Annotated in this window: 18 protein-coding genes; 14 read left to right on the top strand and 4 right to left on the bottom strand. The window is 72.6% G+C overall.

From position 1 onward, the window contains the following. From JNW98_RS28565 to JNW98_RS28555, 3 genes are all read left to right on the top strand, one after another. A partial coding sequence (locus tag JNW98_RS28565) for an AAA family ATPase (RefSeq protein WP_223771200.1) occupies nucleotides 1-1,584 on the top strand: 1,584 nt, incomplete at its 5' end. Between the two features lie 283 nt (nucleotides 1,585-1,867). Continuing rightward, entirely contained in the window at nucleotides 1,868-3,286 is a 1,419-nt protein-coding gene (locus JNW98_RS28560) for a sugar porter family MFS transporter (RefSeq protein WP_223771199.1), read from the top strand. Between the two features lie 130 nt (nucleotides 3,287-3,416). After that, a complete protein-coding gene (locus JNW98_RS28555; protein WP_223771198.1) occupies nucleotides 3,417-4,139 on the top strand; it encodes a serine hydrolase in 723 nt (240 codons plus the stop codon). Between the two features lie 40 nt (nucleotides 4,140-4,179). Here the strand turns inward: JNW98_RS28555 and JNW98_RS28550 are convergent, their stop codons facing one another. After that, nucleotides 4,180-4,803 (bottom strand): TetR/AcrR family transcriptional regulator, encoded by a 624-nt coding sequence (locus JNW98_RS28550; protein WP_223771197.1) that lies wholly within the window; start codon nucleotides 4,801-4,803, stop codon nucleotides 4,180-4,182. 50 nt (nucleotides 4,804-4,853) lie between these two features. Between JNW98_RS28550 and JNW98_RS28545 the strand changes: the two genes are divergently transcribed. Beyond that, nucleotides 4,854-5,783 (top strand): NADP-dependent oxidoreductase, encoded by a 930-nt coding sequence (locus tag JNW98_RS28545; RefSeq protein ID WP_223771196.1) that lies wholly within the window; start codon nucleotides 4,854-4,856, stop codon nucleotides 5,781-5,783. Nucleotides 5,784-5,814: 31 nt separating this feature from the next. Here JNW98_RS28545 and JNW98_RS28540 read toward each other — a convergent pair whose 3' ends face one another. Beyond that, a complete protein-coding gene (locus JNW98_RS28540; RefSeq protein WP_223771195.1) occupies nucleotides 5,815-7,737 on the bottom strand; it encodes a ricin-type beta-trefoil lectin domain protein in 1,923 nt (640 codons plus the stop codon). A 469-nt stretch (nucleotides 7,738-8,206) separates the two neighbouring features. Between JNW98_RS28540 and JNW98_RS28535 the strand changes: the two genes are divergently transcribed. From JNW98_RS28535 to JNW98_RS28515, 5 genes are all read left to right on the top strand, one after another. Continuing rightward, entirely contained in the window at nucleotides 8,207-8,794 is a 588-nt protein-coding gene (locus JNW98_RS28535; RefSeq protein ID WP_223771194.1) for an Imm21 family immunity protein, read from the top strand. A gap of 130 nt (nucleotides 8,795-8,924) precedes the next feature. Further along, complete coding sequence (locus JNW98_RS28530; RefSeq protein WP_223771193.1) at nucleotides 8,925-9,281, top strand: hypothetical protein; 357 nt, start codon at nucleotides 8,925-8,927, stop codon at nucleotides 9,279-9,281. Nucleotides 9,282-9,430: 149 nt separating this feature from the next. Next, nucleotides 9,431-10,090, top strand: a complete 660-nt coding sequence (locus tag JNW98_RS28525; protein ID WP_223771192.1) for an HAD family hydrolase — start codon at nucleotides 9,431-9,433, stop codon at nucleotides 10,088-10,090. A gap of 115 nt (nucleotides 10,091-10,205) precedes the next feature. After that, nucleotides 10,206-11,450, top strand: coding sequence for a helix-turn-helix domain-containing protein (locus JNW98_RS28520; RefSeq protein WP_223771203.1), 1,245 nt, complete (start codon nucleotides 10,206-10,208; stop codon nucleotides 11,448-11,450). A 421-nt stretch (nucleotides 11,451-11,871) separates the two neighbouring features. Beyond that, complete coding sequence (locus JNW98_RS28515) at nucleotides 11,872-12,348, top strand: hypothetical protein (protein WP_223771191.1); 477 nt, start codon at nucleotides 11,872-11,874, stop codon at nucleotides 12,346-12,348. Between the two features lie 67 nt (nucleotides 12,349-12,415). Here the strand turns inward: JNW98_RS28515 and JNW98_RS28510 are convergent, their stop codons facing one another. Beyond that, nucleotides 12,416-13,918 carry a purine-cytosine permease family protein gene (locus JNW98_RS28510; protein ID WP_372459341.1) on the bottom strand — a complete coding sequence of 501 codons (1,503 nt, stop codon included), beginning with the start codon at nucleotides 13,916-13,918 and terminating at the stop codon, nucleotides 12,416-12,418. Nucleotides 13,919-14,170: 252 nt separating this feature from the next. Here JNW98_RS28510 and ftsY point away from each other — a divergent pair, with 252 nt between their 5' ends. Next, a complete protein-coding gene (gene ftsY / locus JNW98_RS28505; protein ID WP_223771190.1) occupies nucleotides 14,171-15,418 on the top strand; it encodes a signal recognition particle-docking protein FtsY in 1,248 nt (415 codons plus the stop codon). A 161-nt stretch (nucleotides 15,419-15,579) separates the two neighbouring features. On the opposite strand, the gene JNW98_RS28500 is transcribed toward ftsY, so the two are convergent. Then, entirely contained in the window at nucleotides 15,580-16,251 is a 672-nt protein-coding gene (locus JNW98_RS28500) for a bifunctional DNA primase/polymerase (protein ID WP_223771189.1), read from the bottom strand. Between the two features lie 491 nt (nucleotides 16,252-16,742). Between JNW98_RS28500 and nsdA the strand changes: the two genes are divergently transcribed. From nsdA to JNW98_RS28480, 4 genes are all read left to right on the top strand, one after another. Then, entirely contained in the window at nucleotides 16,743-18,272 is a 1,530-nt protein-coding gene (gene nsdA, locus JNW98_RS28495; RefSeq protein WP_372459340.1) for a transcriptional repressor NsdA, read from the top strand. 346 nt (nucleotides 18,273-18,618) lie between these two features. Further along, on the top strand, nucleotides 18,619-19,941 hold the full coding sequence (locus tag JNW98_RS28490) for an ammonium transporter (RefSeq protein ID WP_223771188.1): 1,323 nt from the start codon (nucleotides 18,619-18,621) through the stop codon (nucleotides 19,939-19,941). Further along, nucleotides 19,938-20,276 carry a P-II family nitrogen regulator gene (locus JNW98_RS28485; protein ID WP_223771187.1) on the top strand — a complete coding sequence of 113 codons (339 nt, stop codon included), beginning with the start codon at nucleotides 19,938-19,940 and terminating at the stop codon, nucleotides 20,274-20,276. Before JNW98_RS28490 ends, JNW98_RS28485 begins: the two co-directional genes overlap by 4 nt. A 22-nt stretch (nucleotides 20,277-20,298) precedes the next feature. Next, nucleotides 20,299-21,350, top strand: a 1,052-nt coding sequence (locus tag JNW98_RS28480; protein ID WP_504755487.1) for a [protein-PII] uridylyltransferase family protein, incomplete at its 3' end; no start/stop codon positions are given.

The following is a 21,350-nucleotide window of genomic DNA, read 5'->3' as shown; positions in this document are numbered from 1 at the left end:
CTGGAGGTGCGGGCGGCCGTCGACGAGGCCGCCGCCGAGCTGACGGAGCTGGACGGGCGCTGCGCCGAGCTGGCCCGGGCCCAGGCGGAGGCGGGGGAGGAGCGCGTCCGCCGCGCCGCCCTCGTCGAGGAGCTGGCCGCCCGGCTGAGCGCCGCCGACCGGGAGAAGTCCCGGTCCGCGCAGCTGCTCGGCGGGCTCGCCGGACAGGCCCGGGCGGCGGCGGGCGAGGCCGAGCGGGCCGCCGCGGCGGCGGCTCACGCGGAGGAGTCCCTGGTCAGGGCCCGTGAGGAGGCCGAGGAGCTGGCTGGGCGGCTGGCCGCGGCCGAGGAGCTGGGCGAGGAGGAGGCCGTCGACGAGCCCGACACCTCCGTCCGCGACCGGCTGGCCGCCGACGGTGCCAACGCCCGGCAGACCGAGATGGAGGCCCGGCTCCAGCTGCGCACCCACGAGGAGCGGGTCAAGGCGCTGGCTGGCCGGGCGGACTCGCTGGACCGGGCGGCGCGCGCCGAGCGGGAGGCGCGGGAGCGCGCGGAGCGGCGGCGGGCGCGGATGCGGCACGAGGCCGAGGTGGCCACGGCCGTCGCGGCCGGCGCCCGGCAGCTGCTGGCGCACGTCGAGGTGTCGCTGGTCCGCGCGGACGAGGAGCGGCGGACCGCGGAGGCGGCGAAGGCGGAGCGCGAACGCGAGCTCGTGACCGGCCGCAACCGGGCCCGCGACCTCAAGTCCGAGCTGGACAAGCTCACCGACTCGGTGCACCGGGGCGAGGTGCTGGGGGCCGAGAAGCGGCTGCGGATCGAGCAGTTGGAGGCGAAGGCGCTGGAGGAGTTCGGCATCGAGCCGGCGGCGCTGGCCGCCGAGTACGGTCCGGACCAGCCGGTGCCGCCGTCGCCCCCGGCGGAGGGCGAGGAGCCGCGGGAGCTCGCGCCCGTCCCGTACGTCCGGGCCGAGCAGGAGAAGCGGCTGCGCGCCGCCGAGCGGGCGTACCAGCAGCTGGGGAAGGTCAACCCGCTGGCGCTGGAGGAGTTCGCGGCGCTGGAGGAGCGGCACAAGTTCCTCTCCGAGCAGTTGGAGGACCTGAAGAAGACCCGGGCCGACCTGCTCCAGGTGGTCAAGGACGTGGACCGGCGGGTGGAGGAGGTCTTCACCGAGGCGTACCGGGACACCGCCCGGGAGTTCGAGGGCGTGTTCTCCCGGCTGTTCCCGGGCGGCGAGGGCCGGCTCGTCCTCACCGACCCCGACGACATGCTGGCCACCGGCGTGGACGTGGAGGCGCGGCCGCCGGGCAAGAAGGTCAAGCGGCTGTCGCTGCTGTCGGGCGGCGAGCGGTCGCTGACCGCCGTCGCCCTGCTGGTGGCGATCTTCAAGGCGCGGCCGAGCCCGTTCTACGTGATGGACGAGGTCGAGGCGGCGCTGGACGACACCAACCTTCAGCGGCTGATCGGGATCATGCGGGAGCTCCAGGAGAGTTCGCAGCTGATCGTGATCACGCACCAGAAGCGGACGATGGAGGTCGCCGACGCGCTCTATGGCGTGTCCATGCAGGGCGACGGTGTCTCAAAGGTGATCAGCCAGCGGTTGAAGTGACCGGATCGGTACCCCTGTCGGCGGTCGATCGTTGATCGCCGACGGTCCGAATGGCCCCGCATTCCGGGCATTTTTCATGATCGCATTCAAGTATTGAAGGCAAACTACCCCAAAGGTGAGGGATAGTTCTTCGTCACAAAGTATTGACTTCGCCAAATGAAGACATAGGGTCTGCTGCGTCGCTTATGCCTTCAACTGGTGGGCACTTGGATCATGTGACCCACTGGAAAGGCCACCCCCACACCTTTCTCGGCAACGTCGCCGAGGAACCCAGGAGTACACGTTGACCAGCACTGCGATGGCGCAGGGGGCCGAGGGCCGCAAGGCCCAGCCGGACCACCTCGGCCACGTCATCTTCATCACCGCGGCCGCGGCCATGGGTGGCTTCCTCTTCGGCTACGACAGCTCCGTGATCAACGGCGCCGTCGAGGGCATCCGCGGGAAGTACGACATCGGCTCGGCCGCCCTGGCCCAGGTCATCGCCATCGCGCTGATCGGCTGCGCCATCGGCGCCGCCACCGCGGGCCGCCTCGCCGACCGGATCGGCCGCATCCGCGTGATGCAGATCTCGGCGACCCTCTTCACCATCAGCGCCGTCGGTTCCGCGCTGCCCTTCGCCCTCTGGGACCTGGCCTTCTGGCGCGTCCTGGGCGGCATCGCGATCGGCATGGCCTCGGTCATCGGCCCGGCCTACATCGCCGAGGTCTCCCCGCCCGCGTACCGCGGCCGCCTCGGCTCCTTCCAGCAGGCCGCGATCGTCGTCGGCATCGCCGTCTCGCAGCTGGTCAACTGGGGCATCCTCAACATGGCCGACGGCGACCAGCGCGGCAAGGTGCTGGGCATCGAGGCATGGCAGCTGATGCTCGGCGTCATGGTCGTCCCGGCCGTCCTCTACGGCCTGCTCTCCTTCGTGATCCCCGAGTCCCCCCGCTTCCTGATCTCCGTCGGCAAGGTCGACAAGGCCAAGGCCGTCCTCGCGGACGTCGAGGGCAAGGGCATCGACCTCGACGCCCGCGTCGCCGAGATCGAGCACGCGATGCGCAGCGAGCAGAAGTCCACCTTCAAGGACCTCATCGGCGGCAAGGCCGGCTTCCTCCCGATCGTCTGGGTCGGCATCGGCCTCTCGGTCTTCCAGCAGCTCGTCGGCATCAACGTCGCCTTCTACTACTCGGCGACCCTGTGGCAGTCCGTGGGCATCGACCCGAGTGACTCGTTCCTCTACTCGTTCACCACGTCGATCATCAACATCGTCGGCACCGTGATCGCGATGATCTTCGTCGACCGGGTCGGCCGCAAGCCGCTCGCGATCGTCGGCTCCGCCGGTATGGCGATCTCCCTGGCCCTGGAGGCATGGGCCTTCTCGTCCCAGGCCGGCGACGGCTCGCTGCCGACCGCCCAGGGCACCGTCGCCCTGATCGCGGCCCACGCCTTCGTCCTCTTCTTCGCCCTCTCCTGGGGCGTCGTGGTCTGGGTGTTCCTCGGCGAGATGTTCCCCAACCGGATCCGCGCCGCGGCGCTCGGTGTGGCCGCGGCCGCCCAGTGGGTCGCCAACTGGGCCATCACGGCCAGCTTCCCGAGCCTGTCGGACTGGAACCTGTCCGGTACCTACGTCATCTACGCGGTCTTCGCCGTGCTCTCGATCCCCTTCGTGCTCAAGTACGTCAAGGAGACCAAGGGCAAGGCGTTGGAGGAGATGGGCTGACATCCCCCCCCGCCACCCATCTCCGCTTTCCACGGACAGGCCGTCCCGGTTCCGCACCGGGGCGGCCTGTCCGCTGTCTACGCTGAGACCGTGCTGTCTGTCCTCGTGGCCCCTCAGGGCCGCCCCCCCGGTGATCGAGCGGAACGCGGACGCGGTGCACTACGCCGCGAGCACCATGAAGGTGGTCGTCCTGGCCGCCCTCCACCGCTCCGGCACCGACCTCGACCGGCCCGTCCCGGTCGTCAACCGCTTCGCCTCCGCGGCCGGCGGGACCTACGCCAACGACCCCGCCGAGGACAGCGACCCGCTGCCCTGGGAACGGCTGGGCGAGACAGTCCCGCTGCGCTGGCTCGCCGAGCGCATGGTCACCCACTCCTCCAACCTCGCCACCAACCTCTGCCTCGCCGAGGCCGGATACGCGGCCGTGGCCGACGTCTGGCAGCGCGCCGGAGCCACCCGCAGCACGGTCACCCGCGGCATCGAGGACCACGCGGCCCGCGCGGCCGGCCTCCACAACCACGTCACCGCCCGCGACCTGGCCGCCCTCCTGGACTCCCTGGAACCCGAGGTCCTGGCCCTGCTGGAGCACAACGCCCACGCCGTCGACCTCGCCGCGGGCCTGCCCCCGGGCACCCGGCTCGCGGGCAAGAACGGCTGGATCACCGGCCTCCGCCACAGCGCCGCCGTCATCCACCCGCCCGACGCCCCGCCGTACACGATCGCCGTCTGCTACACGGGCCCCCTCGGCTCGGGCGACGACGTCGACGACCCGGCGGCGCGGCTGCTGGCGCGGGTGTCGGCGGGGGTGTGGGAGCGGCGGGGGGAGATCGGGCGGGAGGCTAGGGAGCGCTGAGGGCTGCGCGTGGGCGCCGGTTGCCCGATGGGCCCCTACGTCACGACCGTCGGCGGTGCGGCCGGACCGGCGGGAGCAGTGGCGGTCCGGCCCGGTCGGCCCGCATGCCCTGGATCAGCAGCGCGGCGAAACGCCGTGCGGCGGTCACCGCGTCGTCCGGCGAGGTGGTCCGGATGCCGCCGTTGGCCATGAGCACCATGATCAGGTCGTCCAGGACGAAGTCCGCGCGCAGCCCGCCGGCCGCCTTGGCCCGGCGGACGAGTTCGGCGGCCTTGCCCAGGGCCCGCTCACGGTCCGCGGCGAAGTCGATCGCGCGCGGGAAGGCCGAGGCGAACGCCGCGGTGAAGCCCCGGTCGAGCGCCTGCATCTCGCACACCGCCTCGACCACCAGGCAGAAGCCGCGCCACGGGTCAGGATCGGCCAGTCCCTCGTCGACGACGGCCGTGCAGGCCGTCATCTGCTCGCGGAAGGCCTCGGTGACCAGCGCCTCCTTGGTCGGAAAGTGCCGGTAGAGGGTCGCGGGCCCGACCTCGGCCCGCCGTGCGATCTCGCGCATCGCCACGTCCAGCCCCTGCGCGGCGAACGTCGTGCGGGCCACGGCGAGAATGCGCTCCCGGTTGTCCCGGGCGTCGGAGCGCAGGGAGTGGGACAAAGGGTTGGTCACCGCTCTCACTTTAGTTATACGGACGGGGTGTTCCGTTAGCGTCCGGCGCCATGAGAGCACTGACATTCTCGGAGTACGGACCCGCGAGCGTCCTGGAAGTCGCCGACGTGGTGGAACCCCACGCGGGACCGGGACGGATCCGGGTGGCCGTGCGGGCATCGGGCCTCACTCCCGCCGACTGCCGCCTGCGTTCGGGCCGGTTCCGCGACATGGTGCCGCTGCACCTGCCCCACGTGCTCGGCATGGACGCCGCGGGTGTGGTCGACGAGGTCGGCGCGGGGGTGACCGGTGTCCGGCCGGGGGACGAGGTCTTCGGCATCGTCGACGTCGCGGAACTCGGCGGCGCGAACGCCGAGTACGCCGTCCTGGCCGCCTGGGCGCCGAAGCCGGACGCGCTGACCTGGGAGCAGGCGGGCGGCGCGGCCGGGAACGTCGAGACCGCCACGCGGGCCCTCGACCGGCTGAAGGTCGGCACCGGCACGTCCCTGCTGATCGAGGGCGCGGCCGGCGGGGTCGGCACGGTCGCCGTCCAACTCGCGGCGGCCCGTGGCGCGACCGTCGTCGGCACGGCCGGCGCACACAACCACACGTTCGTCGCGGGCCTGGGGGCGACGCCGACCACGTACGGCCCCGGCTTGAGCGAGCGGGTCGCCGCCCTGGCGCCGGGCGGCGTCGACGCCGTCCTGGACTGCGCCGGATCCGGCTCGCTGCCCGATCTGGTGGACCTCGCCGGAAGCCCGGACCGGGTGGTGACCATCGCCGACATGAACGCCGGCGAGTACGGGGTCCACCACACCCGCTCGGCGGGCCCGGGAGCGGACCCACCGGCGGTCGAGGGTCTTGCCGTGGCCGCCGCTCTCGCCGGTCAGGGCCGCTTCACCGTGCCGGTCGCGGCCGCCTTCACCCTCGAGAACGCGGCCGCGGCACACCGGTTGAGCGAGACCGGGCACGCCCGGGGGAAGATCGTGCTCATCCTCTAGGCGGACGGCCCGGCGCGAAGCTCCGGTGGGCTTACGGCACGATCGTCCAGCGCTGCCGCGGGCTGTCGTCACACGACTCGATCGTCACGTAACCCGTCTCCCGCAGCGGCGCCGCCAGGCACAGGTGCGCGCCCTCGTTGCGGAAGCGGAGGGTGCCGTCGCCGTACATCTCGGCCTGCCAGCGGTGGCCCGTGCCGTCCTTCTTGGCGCGGCGGTCGGAGCAGTTGCCGAGGACGGTGCGGTCGCCGGGGCGCGGCCGGTCGGCGTTGACCAGGTCGACGCACCGCTTGCCGCCGCCGAGCGCCCTGAGCCGGACGAGGTTGTCGCCGAACTCGGCGTACTCGGTGTCCCACCGCTGACTGCCGGCGCCGTTCTTCTTGCGGGCGGTCAGCGGGGTGCCGTCGCGGCCGGTCCCGCCGCGGAGGTCCAGGTAGAGGCCGTTGAAGGCGCGCAGTCGCGTCCGCCCGTCGCCGACCCGCCACTCCTTCTCGGGCACGGCGCGGGAGTTGTCCCACCACTGCTGGGCGGCGCTGTCGTTGCAGGGCAGTGCCCCGACCGCGTCCCCGCTCCGTCCCCCGGTCAGGCACAGCTCGGGGCGACGCGAGTTGCGCCAGCGCAGCGGGCCGCCGGGCTCACCCGGGTCGTCGGGGGTCCACTGGGCCTCGGGCGCGTCGCAGGACCAGGCGAGGACGGAGAGCGGGAGGAGCGGGTTGACGCCGGGGCACAGTTCGGGCCCGGCGGCGTTCTTGGTGAGGGTGCCGGGCGCGGCCTGCGGGCTGCCGCCGCGGGCGAAGCGGTACCAGTGCCCCTGTACGGTCCCCACCCGGAACCGCTGGTTGGCGTTGTACGCCTGCCGGCGGGTGGTCACCCGGCTGCCGGGGCGGTCGGTGACGTCCAGCGCGGCGCCGGTCGAGGCGTTCTCCAGACCGGTGGAGAAGACGTGCGCCCGCCCGTCGGGCGCGGCGGGCACGGGCGTGGGGGCCGGTTCGAACTGCACCGGGTAGTGGTCCGAGCCCCGGGCCGCGGGGACGCCCGCGTTGAACGCCGGCGTGCCGTGCGTGATCGCGTAGTCGAGCTCGCCGCCCCGCTGGTGGGTGGCGCGGCGGGAGCGGGCCAGCCGCTCGTCGGCCCGCAGCCGGAGGGTCCGCTCCCGAGCCTGCCGGTCGCTGCGGTTGCGGATGTTCAGGTTGAAGTCGCCGACCATCACCCAGCTCTCGCCGGCCCGGGCGGCGGCGCGGATCCCCCGGAGCAGCGGGCCGACGTCGGCGCCGCGGGCGTGGACGTTGTAGTAGACGGTGTTGCCGAACCGCACACCGAGGGCGCGGCGGTAGCGGTACTCGTTCCTGGGCTCGTTCCGGTCGTACAGCGGGTTCTCGATGACGCGGACCTCGTCCGCGCGGGCGTGCGTGACCACGGCGAGGTTGACCCGGCCGCCGGTCCAGCGGTCCTGCCCGGTCCCGCGGTGGCGCTGCGGGTCGGTCTGGAGGAAGTACACGTGACGGCGGTGGTGGCGGTACTCCCACTGCGTGTGGTTCACGGCCCCCGGCAGCCCGGCCGGGAACGGGTGGGTGATGGGGATCGACACCCCGGTGCCGCGCGCCTGACTCGGCTCGGCGGGCGGCCCGTTGCCGACCTCCTGCAGTGCGACGACCTCGTGCCGCATCGTCAGGGGCCCGACCTCGCCGGTCCAGCGCAGCCCGTGGTCGGAGCCCTGCATGTTGTACGTGGCGAACGGCCGGCCGCTGCCGGGCGTCTGACTCGCCGCAGTCCCGCCATCCGCCCGCGCCGGTTGCCCACTGGTTCCGGCCCCGGTCCCCACGAGCAGCCCGGCCGCCAGCAGCGCGGAGGAGAGGGCGGCCGTCAGCCGGGGTCTGGGGGTCCCGGGGCGGGATCCGGCGCGGGAGATGGCGCGGGATCCGGCGCGGGGCCGGCGTAATAAGGGTGTGCGCATCATGGTCTCCTCACGAGGAGTACGGAAACGGGCAAGCGCGGGAACGATCCGTTCACGTTCGAAAGGTCTGCGTCAAGGATTTCCCGAATGCCAACTACCGCCGGCGGCAAGGCTTTCGGTCACGCCATCGGCCTGATGAGCCCGCTCCCCGCAGGCGGACGCCGGCGCGTCCGGAAGCCCGATCCGATACCGCACTGGGCCACCGGCCCAGGCGAGTCCCCGCCGAACCGCTACCTGGCCCGGCCGAGGAACGACCGGAAGACGGCGGTACCCCGGGGCCCGGACCGCCGTCCGAACCGAACAGTCGAGCAGCCGCCCCGACCCGCGGGTCGTCATCACGGGCTCGGTGATGTCGTTGTTCTTCGCTTGCCGTTCCAGCCGACGCCCCGGTCACTTGCTCGGAGGCGACGCCGGGCCGACGAGCGCCGTCGGCGGTGACGGCGTTGTCAGAGGGCGAGGGCACACTGACCGCATGAGCTCCCCTTCGCCTACCGCAGCCGACGGGCCCCATCCCTCCCCGGTCTGGGTGGAGTCGATGGGCGGCCCTTTGATCGTTGTCCCCGTTTTCGTTCTGGCCGCATGGCACGGCTGCACCGAGAGCAGGGCCATGGCGGGCGACGCCACCGTCGCAGACGACTACGACCGGGCCTGTGCGGTGGCCGACTTGGCCGGTGTCATCACCGTCGGCGAGGACGGTGCTCAGGTGCTGGTGCTGGCGGACGAGCCGGCTACCAGCTGCTATCTGCCCGGGAGCCGAGCTTTCCTGCGGTGGTCGGCCGCCCGCTCCGAGATCAGCTTGCGAGCCGCGGCGGGCGCTGTCCTCGCCGACCCGGCCACGGTATGGGGGGAGTGCGGCATCTGGGTGTCGGACGGTCCGGCCGTGCTCATGGACTCCGCCGAAGCGGGCTCCGATCTGGGCATCGAGTATCCCGGCGGCGGAATGCCCGCCCAAGCATCGGTCCCGCTGCCCGCCGGCCGCTGGAGAGTTCGCGCCACCCACAAGAAGGTGGACGAGGAGAACTGGGTCGGCCTGGTCCACCTTCTGCCCACCGAATCATGACTGGGCAGCGCTCCGGTCGGCTGCGGTCACGCGCGGCGCGCGAGATCGCGCAGGTGGTCACTGTCGAAGGTGCAACGCCGAGTTGGTGTCCCGTGGGAGGGGCGCCAGCGCGGTGTGAGAGCCTCCGGGCATGTCTTACGACCTTGCCGTCTGGGAAGGCGAGAGGCCGCCGGATGACAGGGCTGCCGGCCGGACCTTCAGCGACCTGTACAACCGTTACATCGACGGCGAAGCCGAAGCGCCTCCGTCCGAACGGATAGCGACCTACGTCGCCGTGCTTCTTGAGCGGTGGTGCGACGTCACCGAGGACGAGGAGGACGCCTCGCCCTGGTCGACCGGCCCGTTGATCGATGAAGCCAGTGGTCCGCTGATCTACTTCGCCATGCGGTGGAGCATGGCCGAGGAGGTGTCCGCCTACGCGGCAGCAGTAGCGGATGCCATGGGACTGGTGTGCTTCGACGTGCAGCAGGACCGGCTCAGGCCATGAACAGGGTCATCAATCGGCGCTGACCCATGAGAGCCTGCGGCCGCGCCGGTGATCCGCGTCGTTCCCTTGCCTGCCCTGGCCGTGTCACGCCGAGCGAAGAAGAGGCCCACGGGCGCGTCGAGTTCCGAGCACTCTGTACGCTGCTCCGCGTGGTCGAAGCAGTGGTTTTCGACATCGGCGAAACGATCGTCAAGGACGACCGGGGTTGGGCTTCTTGGGCGGACTGGCTCGGGGTTCCGCGACACACGCTGTCCGCGCTCGTCGGCGCGGTGGTGGCGCAGGGGCGGGACAACGCCGACGCGATTCGAATGCTCCGACCGGGTATAGACCTCGCCGCCGAGGCCCGGGCCAAGGAAGCGGCGGGTTTCGGCGAACGGCTGGACGAGTCTGATCTGTACTCTGATGCCGGGCCCGCGTTGCAGGCGCTTCGCGCTGCCGGCCTGGGCGTGTTCCTGGCCGGCAACCAGACGGCCCGGGCAGGTGACCTGCTGCGGGCCATGGACCTTTCCGTCGATGCCGTCGCCACCTCGGGGGAGTGGGGAGTGGCCAAGCCGGACCCCGCCTTCTTCGTCCGCGTCGCCGAGCTGGCCGGAATGCCGCCGGAGCGCACGGTGTACGTGGGCGACCACCCGGCCAACGACTGTGTTCCGGCGGCTGCGGCCGGGTTCCGCACGGTGCATCTGCGGCGGGGGCCGTTGGGGTACCTGTGGGCGGACGGCGCGGATGCCGCCGTGGCGGACTGGCACATCGGGTCTCTGGCGGAACTCCCGGACCTCCTGGGCCGGCAGGACGCACCTCGGGTCTGCTGAACAGGCGGCCCACCGGCCTCAACTGCCTCTAGCCAACCCAATTTCACACACTGACGTGTCCGTGCGCTCGCCCTCTACGCTTGCCGTGTCGAACCGCGCGAAGGAGGGCAACCCCATGCCGGACGAGGCCGCCCCGGACCCGTACGCCCACCCGCTGGTCTTCGGCCAGCGGATGCAGATCCTGCGCACTCGCCGAGGACTGAGCCGTCCGGTGCTCGCCGGGCTGCTCGGGCGGTCGCCCTCGTGGGTGAAGCAGGTGGAGAACGGCGCCCTCAACACGCCGTCCCTGTCGATGATCCTGCGCATCGCGGAGATCCTGCGCGTGCGCGACCTGGCCGACCTCACCGGCGATCCGGCCACGTCAACGGAACTGTTCACCGGGCCGGGGCACCGGCTCCTGCCGGCCGTACGGGACGCGGTCGACGCCTTCCCGGTCCGGTACGAGCGCGAACCGGCGTCCGCCGCCCACCTGCGGCAGCGGCTCGACCGGGCCTGGGCGGCCCGGCACTCGTCCGCCCACCACCGCGAGGTCGTGGGCGCGTTGCTGCCCGACCTCATCCGGGACGCGCAGTGCGGCGCGCGGGCCGCCGAGACGTCGACCGAACGGCGGGCGATGCAGGTGATCCTGTCCGAGGTGTACTCCCTGGCCCAGTTCTTCGTGGCCTACCAGCCGGACCAGGCGCTGCTCTGGCGGGTGGCCGAGCGCGGCATGGTCGCGGCCCAGGAGTCCGAGGACCCGCACGCCGTCGGCGTCGCCGCCTGGCTGACCGTGCAGGCGCACCGCGACGCCGGACGGTTCGACGCGGCGGAGGCGGTCAACGCGGAGACGCTGCGGTTCTTGGAGCCGCTGCTCCCGGATGCGAGTACCGAAGTGCGCGCCGTGGCCGGGGCCCTGCGCTTCGAGAGGGGGTACACGGCGGCCCGGCGTGGTGAGTCCGGGGCTGCGTGGGGCTGGTGGGACAAGGCCCGCAGCGTCGCCGAGGGGCTGCCGCCCGGCTACTACCACCCCGTCACCTCGTTCTCCACGGCCGTGATGTCGGCCCACGCCGTCACCGTCGCCGTCGAGTTGCACGCGGGTCCCGAGTCCGTCAGGCAGTCCGCCAGGGCGGACGGCGACCTGATCCCGTCCCGCCCACGCCGGGCCCGGCACCGCATCGAGGAAGCCCGCGCCCACCACCTCGACGGCCAGCCGGACGTCGCCCTCGCCACCCTCGCGAAAGCCCACGCGGCCGCGCCGGAGACGATCGCCTACAACGGCTACGCCCGGCGGATCGTGCTGGAGGAGACCGAGTCCAGAAGTCCGGAGCGACGGCGGCGGGCCGGTGAACTCGCCGTCGAACTCGGCGTGCTCGCGGTCTAGCCGCGCCGGCAGGAACGCATGAGCGAGGGGCAGGATTCCTGCCCCTCCTGCCTTTCCCGCGGCCGTACGGTCGGCGCCACATCACGTACGCCAACGGCATCGGGAGCCTTATGGAGATCACCACGACGGGCCGGACAGCCGTGCATTCGGCAACAGGCACACTGCGAGCCCGCACTCGCCGCCGCGGAGAAGGCACCGAGCCGACCGCGGCACGCCCACGGACCACCGACCTGTGCCACCTCGGACAGCACTCGCGTTGCCCCGGAGCCACGGTGACCCGCTGCGTCTCCGGAGACTCCGACCGCGACCGCATCGAGCGGTGGCCCTGCGTCTGCCCTTGCCATGACAAGGCGGCGATCTGGGCCCAGGCCCGGCCGCTGCCCGCCGGCTCCATGCCCACCCCTGACGGAAAGGCGCGCCCATGACCTCCCTCCTCCGCCTCCACCCCTGGCTCGCCACCGGGGCCGCCGCCTGGCTCGTGTCGCGGGAGGTGCATCCGCGGGTGGCTCGGGAGGCGTGGGCCAAGGGGTTGCCCGCCACGTTGCGGGCTGGGATCCACTTCGACGCCGTCCACGTGCCCGCCGCGCTCGTTGAGAGCCGGGTCGCGAGCCGGGAGCGGGGCGTGGTGGAGGCGCGGTTCAGGGAGGTCGGGATCGGGGCGGCGGTGATCGTGTCCCGGCTGCGGGATCGGTACACGGCGCTGGTGCCGCCGGACGCCGCCGCTACGTGGGACGTAGCGGGCACGCAGTGTCTTGGGGCGAGTTGTCATACGCCTTACCTGGCCACCCCGGTGCCCACGCGCCGCCGCCCGCCCGGTGCCTTCTGGCTGTTGCCTGCGCCGGACGGGGACGGGATGTTGTGTGCTCCCGGCCGGTTGCGGGAGTTGCTCGGGGGGTGAACCCAAAGCGCGACGCCCCCGCGCCGGTGGTCGGTGCGGGGGCGTTCCGTGCGGAGAGCGGGAGCCGTCAGACGGCGGCCTTCTGGCGCTCCTCCTCGCGCTGGGACGGGACCGGGGCGGTGCCGTTCTCGCGCGGGGTGGGGAGGACGGCCATGGCGATGGCGGAGATCACGATGGTCGCGGCCCAGCCCAGGCCGTACTTGCCGATGAAGGTGGTGGCCAGCGGGCCGGTGAACCAGGCGCAGTCGGTGAAGCAGAGGCCCGCGATCAGGGCCACGCCCCAGGCCGTCATGGCCTGCCAGCAGAAGCCGCCGGTGTACCAGTAGCGGCTGGTGCGGCCGGTGTCCATCAGGGCCTCGGGGTCGTAGCGCACGGCGCGCGAGCGGCGGCGGAACATGTCGACCGCGTAGACGCCGATCCAGGCGGAGAAGGAGACCGCGAGCAGGATCAGGAAGGTGATGAAGGAGCTCAGGAAGCTCTTCGCCACCAGCATCAGCAGCAGGCCGCCGACCAGGGAGATCACGGCGTTGATGCTGACCGCCATGGCCCGGGGCAGCTTGACGCCCATGGTCTGGGCGGTGAAGCCGGCCGAGTACATCGAGAGGCTGTTGATCAGCAGCATGCCGACGATGGCGGTGATCAGGTACGGGACCGCCAGCCAGATCGGGAGGATGTCACCGAGGAAGGAGACCGGGTCGGGGGCCTCGGCCAGGTCCGGGGTGGACACGGCCATCACGGCGCCCATGAGCACCATCGGCACCATGACCAGACCCGCGCCGGAGATCGTCGTCCCGACGATCTTCTTGCCCGAGGCCGCGTGCGGCAGGTAGCGCGTGAAGTCCGGACCGGTGGGGACCCAGCTGATGCCGCCGGCGGCGATGGTGCCGATGCCGGCGACCATCATGGCCGTCGTGCCCGCGGGCTTGGAGAAGACCTCGTCCCACTTGATGTTGGCGATCAGGTAGCCGAGGACCAGCACGCTGAAGACGCCGAACAGGTAGGTCGAGTAGGTGTTGCAGACGTTGAGCGCCTTGCGGCCCATGCCGCTCACCAGGAACGTGCACGCGACGAACGCCAGCAGCGTGACCACGATCAGCGCGGTGTTGCTCTTCACACCGAAGACCAGGTCGAGCACGGTCAGCACGGCGTACGCGCCGGTGACCGCGTTGATCGTCTCCCAGCCGAAGCGGGCCACCCAGAGGATCGCGCCCGGGAAGAGGTTGCCCCGCACACCGAACGTCGCGCGGGAGAGCATCGCACCCGGCGCGCCGCCCCACTTGCCGGAGACCGACAGAACGCCCACCAGGCCGAAGGAGACCAGCGCCGCGCAGGCGGCGACGATCAGGACCTGCCAGAAGTTCAGGGAGTTGAAGACGATCAGAGCCGCGCCCATGGTGAGCAGCAGGACGCTGATGTTGGCGGCGACCCAGGTCGGGAAGAGCTCCCGGACCCGGCCGTGCCGCTCGTGATCGGGGACAGGCTCGATGCCGCGCGTCTCGATGGCGCTCGCGGCGCCGTCGGTGCTGGACACGTTGGCGCCTTCGGCAGCGTTGTCCATGGTGGGGGCCATATCGGGGGCTCCGTGCGGGGTGTGAACAGGGGCGGTGAACAGGGCGGGCCTGAACAGCGGGGGACAGAAAGGAACAGTCGGACTCTACGCGCGTCGCGCAGCCCGGACCATCGTACTTAGTTCCAACTTTGCGCAGTTAGTGCCATTGGTCCTTGTGGAAAAGCACAAGAGCGGCGGCGGAAGAACACAGGAGAGCCGCGTCGCCGGGCGCTGCGGCGCCCGGAGGGCAGGGTGGCCGATACTGGGTCCGTTATGGAAATCGTCATCCTTGCTGTAGTCATCGCTGTGGTCGTGCTCGGCGCGATCAGCGGGCTCGTGGTCAGCAGCCGCAAGAAGAAGCAGCTGCCCCCGGCTCCGCCGCCGAGCAGCCCGTCCGTCACCGCGCCGCCCGCCGAGCCCCACGTCGGCGAGGAGGCCGAGACCCCGCGCGAAGAGAAGCGCCGTACTGTCGAGGAGGTCGAGCTTCCTCCGGCGGAGGAGGCCGCTCCGGAGGCTCCCGAGGAGCCGGCGCCCGTCGTGGAGCCGGAGCCCGAGCCCGAGGCGCCCGCCGTCGAGGTGCCCGAGCCCACCGCCGGCCGGCTCGTCCGGCTCCGCGCCCGCCTCTCGCGCTCGCAGAACTCCCTGGGCAAGGGGCTGCTCACGCTGCTCTCCCGGGAACACCTCGACGAGGACACCTGGGAGGAGATCGAGGACACCCTGCTCACCGCCGACGTCGGCGTCGCGCCGACGCAGGAGCTGGTCGAGCGGCTGCGCGAGCGTGTGAAGGTGCTCGGCACCCGCACCCCCGAGGAGCTGCGCGGCCTGCTCCGCGAGGAGCTCCTGAACCTCATCGGCACCGACGCCGACCGCGCCGTGCACACCGAGCCCGGCGTGGGTGTCAACGGCGAGGAGAAGCCCGGCGTCGTCATGGTCGTCGGTGTCAACGGCACCGGCAAGACCACCACCACCGGCAAGCTCGCCCGCGTGCTCGTCGCCGACGGCAAGTCCGTCGTCCTCGGCGCGGCCGACACCTTCCGCGCCGCCGCCGCCGACCAGCTCCAGACCTGGGGCGAGCGCGTCGGCGCCCGTACCGTCCGCGGGCCCGAGGGCGGTGACCCCGCCTCGGTCGCGTTCGACGCGGTCAAGGAGGGCATCGCGGAGAGCGCGGACGTCGTCCTCATCGACACCGCCGGCCGGCTGCACACCAAGACCGGGCTCATGGACGAGCTCGGCAAGGTCAAGCGTGTCGTGGAGAAGCACGGCTCGGTCGACGAGGTGCTGCTGGTGCTGGACGCCACCACCGGTCAGAACGGCCTGGTCCAGGCCCGGGTGTTCGCCGAGGTCGTCAACATCACCGGCATCGTGCTCACCAAGCTCGACGGTACGGCCAAGGGCGGCATCGTCGTCGCCGTCCAGCGCGAGCTGGGCGTGCCCGTGAAGCTGGTCGGCCTGGGCGAGGGCGCGGACGACCTCGCGCCGTTCGAGCCGGAGGCGTTCGTCGACGCCCTCATCGGCGACTGACCAGGGGATCAGCAGGCGGGGAACGGGTTCTGCCGGCGCGGATGACGCGCGGCAGGGCCCGTTTCGCGTTTCCGGGGCCGGCTGTACGGTGCGTTTCCGGGCCGGCTGTACGGTGCGGGGCGGGAGCCGCGCCTCAGGCCGCAGGGGCGGGGACCCGCGCCTCAGGCCGTACCCGAGCGGTGGCAGACGTACGCGAGCGTGCCCAGCAGCAACCGGGCTTCCGGCGGCCGGTAGGCGGTGTCCAGCGCCGGCGGGCGCAGCCAGCGCATCGGGCCGAGCCCGGCGAAGTCGGACGGCGGCGCGGTGACGTGGTCGCCGGCGCCGAGGCCGTGCAGGTCGAGCCGGGCGTCGTCCCAGCCCATCCGGTAGAGCAGCTGCGGGAGTTCGGCGGCGGCTCCCGGGGCGACGAAGAACAGGGCGCGGCCGTGCGGGGTGAGGGCCACCGGGCCGAGCGGCAGGCCCATCCGCTCCAGCCGGGCCAGCGCGTGCCGCCCGGCCGCCTCGGAGACCTCCAGGGCGTCGAACGACCGCCCGACGGGCAGCAGGACGGCGGCGCCGGGCACCTGCGCCCAGGCGTGCGCGGCCTCGTCGAGAGTGGCGCCTGCCGGGACCACCGGGGCGAAGGAGAGGGGATGGGCTCCGGGGGAGGGGCAGTCGCCGGCCCCGCACGAGCACGACACCTGCTGACCCGTGCGCACCGCGCGGGCGCCGGGCGCCACGTCCCAGCCCCACAGTCCGGTGCACTCCGCCACCACGGTCGCGGCGTCGGACGCGCGGCCCCGGCGCCGGGAACTCGCACGCAGGTCCCGGATGCCGCCGATTGTGAAGCCCATGCCCCCTCCAACGGGTCCTCTATGCGGTTGGTTACGGGTCGGAGTGTCCTGGACACGTACCGTCGCGGGAGCTGCTTCAAGGCGGCGCGACGGTGCGCGGCAGGGGGTGTGACCTGCGGTGCGCGCCGTGCCGTGCATCGGTTCACCCCTTGCCGGACGCCGGTTCCCGTGCTCTCCGGTGCCCATGTCAAGTCAATCGCGCGGCGGGCGTGGCGCGTTCATTCCTTGGGGTGGCGAATGGTGGCGTTTACTGGACCGCACTCGCCTCGACCGTGATCGTAGGATTACTTTCAGTGTGTGAACCGCGGCGGTGCCACGGGGTGCCGCCACCACGTTCGCGTCCGATTCCCCTTGCCCGTGCGGCCGTTGGGCTCGCATGGGGCGGTGGGGACGGGCGGGTGGCGTGCGCGGCGTGGTGCGCCGGCGGTGCACGACTCAGCGGTCCCGGGCGGGTGAGCGCGGGAACGGACGGTCTGGATGGGGGCGTTCCAGTGGACGGCAGCGTCAGCGGCACCGGCGGTGCCGGCAGGGCGGACAAGAGCGAGAGGGTCGAGCGGGCCGAGAAGGGCGAGAAGACCGACAAGCGCCCCAACGAGCAGCTCAACTCCTGGTTCCTGCGCAGCGGCTGGTCGAAGGGCGAGCTGGCGCGCCAGGTCAACCGCCGGGCCCGGCAGCTGGGCGCCCACCACATCAGCACCGACACCTCCCGGGTGCGCCGCTGGCTGGACGGCGAGCAGCCGCGCGAGCCCATCCCGAAGATCCTCTCCGAGCTCTTCTCCGAGCGGTTCGGCTGCGTCGTCGGCGTGGAGGACATCGGCCTCCGCACCGCGTACCTGTCGCCCTCCGCGACCGGGGTCGACCTGCCCTGGGCCGCCCCCCAGACCGTCGAGATGATCAGCGAGTTCTCGCGCAGCGACCTGATGCTCGCCCGGCGTGGCTTCCTCGGCACCTCGCTCGCCCTCTCGGCAGGCTCCGCCCTGATCGAGCCCATGCAGCGCTGGCTGGTCCCCACCTCGCCCGTGGGCGCCACGCCGCCCGGCTCCGGCGACCGCACCCGCCGCGCCCAGCTCTCCAGGCCGGAGCTGGACCTGCTGGAGTCCACCACCATGATGTTCCGCGCCTGGGACGCCCAGTGCGGCGGCGGGCTGCGCCGCAAGGCCGTGGTCGGCCAGCTCCACGAGGTCACCGACCTGCTCCAGGAGCCGCAGGCCGACGAGACGTCCAAACGCCTCTTCAAGGTGGCCGCCGAACTCGCCCAGCTGGCGGGCTGGATGAGCTACGACGTGGGCCTGCACCCCACCGCCCAGAAGTACTTCGTGCTCGCCCTGCACGCCGCCAAGGAGGCCGGCGACCGCTCCCTCGGCTCGTACATCCTCTCCAGCATGAGCCGGCAGATGATCCACCTCGGCCGCCCCGAGGACGCGCTCGAACTGATCCACCTGGGGCAGTACGGATCACGGGAGACGGCCACCTCCCGCGTCCAGGCCATGTTGTATGCGATGGAGGCCCGGGCGTACGCCACCATGGGCCAGCCCGCCAAGTGCAAGCGCGCCGTCGGCATGGCGGAGGACTGCTTCTCCGACTGCACGCCGGGGGACGGCGACCCGGACTGGATCCGCTTCTTCTCCGAGGCCGAGCTGAACGCCGAGAACGCCCACTCGTACCGCGACCTCGCCTACGTCGCAGGCCGCAGCCCCACGTACGCCTCGCTCGCCCGGCCCAAGATGCGGCAGGCCGTCCACCTCTTCGAGGAGGACGGCGAGCACCAGCGCTCCTACGCCCTCAACCTGATCGGCCTGGCCACCGTCGACCTCATGGACCGCGAGCCCGAGGCGTCCACCGTCCACCTGGCCAAGGCCCTGCGGATCGCCAAGCAGGTGCGCTCCGAGCGGGTCAACAACCGGCTCCGCAAGACCGTGGACACCGCGGTCCGCGACTTCGGCGGCGTCGCCGAGGTCCGCGACCTCACCGAGCAGCTCGCCCTCCACCTGCCGGAGTCCGTGGAGGCCGCCCCCGCGTGACCCCGGCCGGCCGGGCGTCGTCCGAAGGCCCCGCCCGGCCCCCAGACCCCGGCCGCGGCGACCGTCCCGTACAGCCCGACTCGGCTCCCCCACGCCAGTCAGACGTCGGACGGCCGCCGCGGTCGGCCTTTTCGCGGCCGGCGACAGCCCGGCCGTACCAACGTCCGCCGCGCCCCGGACCACGCCCGGTTCACCCGCACGTAACACTCCCGCCGCCTTCGTCACCGGCGCGAAACAGCCGGCTGCCCTGACCGAAACCGCGCTGCGTCAGCCTCAAGGCCACACCGGCCCACAGCGAACCCCGCCCGCACGGGGGCACGGGCCCCGCTGCGAGGAGACACGGATCGTGAATGGAGCGGATACCGCGTTCGTACTGATCAGCGCCGCGCTCGTGATGCTGATGACCCCCGGCCTGGCCTTCTTCTACGGCGGCATGGTCCGGGTGAAGAGCGCCCTGAACATGCTGATGATGTCGTTCGTCTCACTGGGCATCGTCACCGTGCTGTGGGTGCTCTACGGCTACTCGCTCGCCTTCGGTGACGACATCGGCGGGGGGCTGCTCGGCGACCTGGGGCACGTGGGCCTCAGGGGCATCACCCCGGAGACCCTCACGGGCGGCAAGGAGGGCATCCCGGTCCTGGCCTTCGCCCTCTTCCAGCTGATGTTCGCGGTGATCACCCCCGCCCTGATGAGCGGCGCCCTCGCCGACCGGGTGCGGTTCAGCGCCTGGTGCCTGTTCATCACCCTCTGGGTCAGCCTCGTCTACTTCCCGGTCGCCCACTGGGTCTGGCACGCCGACGGCTGGCTGTTCAAGCTCAAGGTGATCGACTTCGCAGGCGGCACGGCCGTGCACATCAACGCGGGCGTCGGCGCCCTCGCCGCCCTGCTCGTCGTCGGCAAGCGCATCGGCTTCCGCAAGGACCCCATGCGTCCCCACAGCCTCCCGCTGGTGATGCTCGGCGCGGGCCTGCTGTGGTTCGGCTGGTTCGGCTTCAACGCCGGCTCCGCGCTCGCCGCCAACGGCACCGCCGCCACCATGGCCCTGAACACCCAGGTGGCCACGGGAGCGGCGATGCTCGGCTGGCTCGCCTACGAACGCGTCCGGCACGGCGCCTTCACCACCCTCGGCGCCGCCTCCGGAGCCGTCGCCGGGCTCGTCGCCATCACCCCGTCCGGCGCCGCCGTCAACGCCTTCGGCGCGATCCTCATCGGCCTCGTCGCCGGGGCCGTCTGCTCCTGGGCCGTCGGCCTCAAGTTCCGCCTCGGCTACGACGACTCGCTCGACGTCATCGGCGTCCACCTCGTCGGCGGCGTCATCGGCACCCTCCTCGTCGGCGTCCTCGCCGTCGACGGCGTCGGCGGCGCCACCCAGCTCGGCCGGCAGGCCGCCGGCGCGTTCTCGGTCATGGCGTACTCGTTCGCCGTCTCCTGGCTGCTCGCCAAGCTCGTGGACCGTATCGTCGGCTTCCGGGCCACGGAGGACGACGAGGTCGCCGGGCTCGACCGGGCGTTCCACGCCGAGACCGCGTACGACCACAGCGCGGTGGGCGGCGCCGTCGGCACCGCGGCCCTCCACGGGGCGCCCGCCTCGGACGGGCGGTCCGACCACGCCCGTCAGCAGCCGGACCAGCCGGACAACAAGCCGGACAACAAGAAGGTGGACGCATGAAGCTCGTCACCGCCGTCGTCAAACCGCACCGCGTCGACGAGATCAAGGACGCCCTGCAGCGGTTCGGCGTCCAGGGGCTGACCATCAGCGACGTCCAGGGGCACGGCCGGCAGCGCGGCCACACCGAGGTCTACCGGGGAGCCGAGTACCGCATCGACACCCTCCCCAAGTCCCGCATCGAGGTCCTCGTCGAGGACCAGGACGCCGCCGACATCGTCGACGTCATCGTCCGCACCGCACGCACCGGCAAGATCGGCGACGGCAAGGTCTGGGTCGTACCGGTCGAGACCGTCGTCCGCGTCCGCACCGGCGAACGCGGACCCGACGCCCTCTGAACCGTACGTTAGGGAGCCCGAGTTGACCGAAACCCACCTGCGATCCGCCGACTCGGGCACCGACTGCTACGCGGCGGCCCGGCTGCGCCTGCTGCACGACCGCGCCCGCACCGGACCCGCCCTGCGCACGGAACTCGCCCGGCTCACCGACGGCTGGCTCGCCGGCCTCCTCGGCCGCGCCGACGGCGTCGCCCTCGTCGCCGTCGGCGGCTACGGCCGCGGCGAGCTCTCGCCCCGCAGCGACCTCGACCTCCTGCTGCTGCACGCGCCCGGCGCCGACCCCGCGCACGTCGCCGCCGTCGCCGACCGCCTCTGGTACCCGGTCTGGGACCTCGGCCTCGCCCTCGACCACGCCGTCCGTACCCCGGCCGGCGCCCGCCGGACCGCCGCCGACGACCTCAAGGTCCACCTCGGCCTGCTCGACGCCCGCCACCTCGCCGGCGACCCCGGCCTCACCACCGCCGTCCGCACCACCGCCTACGCCGACTGGCGCGACCGCGCCCCCGCCCGGCTGCCCGAACTCCGCGAACTCGGCGAGGAACGCGCCCGCCACCACGGCGACCTGCGCTTCCTCCTCGAACCCGACCTCAAGGAAGCCCGCGGCGGCCTCCGCGACGCCACCGCGCTGCGCGCCGTCGCCGCCTCCTGGCTCGCCGACGCCCCCCGCGAGGGCCTGGAGCACGCCCGCGCGCTGCTCCTCGACACCCGCGACGCACTCCACCTCACCACCGGCCGCGCCGCCGACCGCCTCACCCTCCAGGAACAGGACCAGGTCGCCGCCGCCCTCGGCCACCCGGACGCCGACGCCCTGCTGCGCCGCGTCTACGAGGCGGCGGGCACCGTCGCGTACGCGGCCGACGTCGTCTGGCGCGAGGTCGGCCGGGTGCTGCGGGCGCGCTCCGCCCGGCCCCGGCTCCGGCGGGTGCTCGGGGGCCGCGGCGGGCGCGGCGGCTTCGTCGAACCGGAGCGGCTCCCGCTCGCCGAGGGCGTCGTCGAACAGGACGGCGAGGCGGTCCTCGCCCGGACGGCCCGGCCCGAGCACGACCCCGTGCTGCCCCTGCGCGCCGCCGCCGC

Origin of the sequence: Streptomyces huiliensis (assembly GCF_020037025.1) — a bacterium.
Classification (GTDB): domain Bacteria; phylum Actinomycetota; class Actinomycetes; order Streptomycetales; family Streptomycetaceae; genus Streptomyces; species Streptomyces huiliensis.
This window is presented reverse-complemented; position numbering and strand designations above follow the sequence as displayed.

Excerpts from the sequence above, each read along its gene's own strand:
- JNW98_RS28500 (WP_223771189.1), bottom strand. The coding sequence starts at position 16,251 with ATGGGCTTCACAATCGGCGGCATCCGGGACCTGCGTGCGAGTTCCCGG.
- JNW98_RS28520 (WP_223771203.1), top strand. The coding sequence starts at position 10,206 with ATGCCGGACGAGGCCGCCCCGGACCCGTACGCCCACCCGCTGGTCTTC.
- JNW98_RS28485 (WP_223771187.1), top strand. The coding sequence starts at position 19,938 with ATGAAGCTCGTCACCGCCGTCGTCAAACCGCACCGCGTCGACGAGATC.
- ftsY (WP_223771190.1), top strand. The coding sequence starts at position 14,171 with ATGGAAATCGTCATCCTTGCTGTAGTCATCGCTGTGGTCGTGCTCGGC.
- JNW98_RS28540 (WP_223771195.1), bottom strand. The coding sequence starts at position 7,737 with ATGATGCGCACACCCTTATTACGCCGGCCCCGCGCCGGATCCCGCGCC.
- JNW98_RS28510 (WP_372459341.1), bottom strand. The coding sequence starts at position 13,918 with ATGGCCCCCACCATGGACAACGCTGCCGAAGGCGCCAACGTGTCCAGC.
- JNW98_RS28515 (WP_223771191.1), top strand. The coding sequence starts at position 11,872 with ATGACCTCCCTCCTCCGCCTCCACCCCTGGCTCGCCACCGGGGCCGCC.
- JNW98_RS28545 (WP_223771196.1), top strand. The coding sequence starts at position 4,854 with ATGAGAGCACTGACATTCTCGGAGTACGGACCCGCGAGCGTCCTGGAA.
- JNW98_RS28535 (WP_223771194.1), top strand. The coding sequence starts at position 8,207 with ATGAGCTCCCCTTCGCCTACCGCAGCCGACGGGCCCCATCCCTCCCCG.
- JNW98_RS28530 (WP_223771193.1), top strand. The coding sequence starts at position 8,925 with ATGTCTTACGACCTTGCCGTCTGGGAAGGCGAGAGGCCGCCGGATGAC.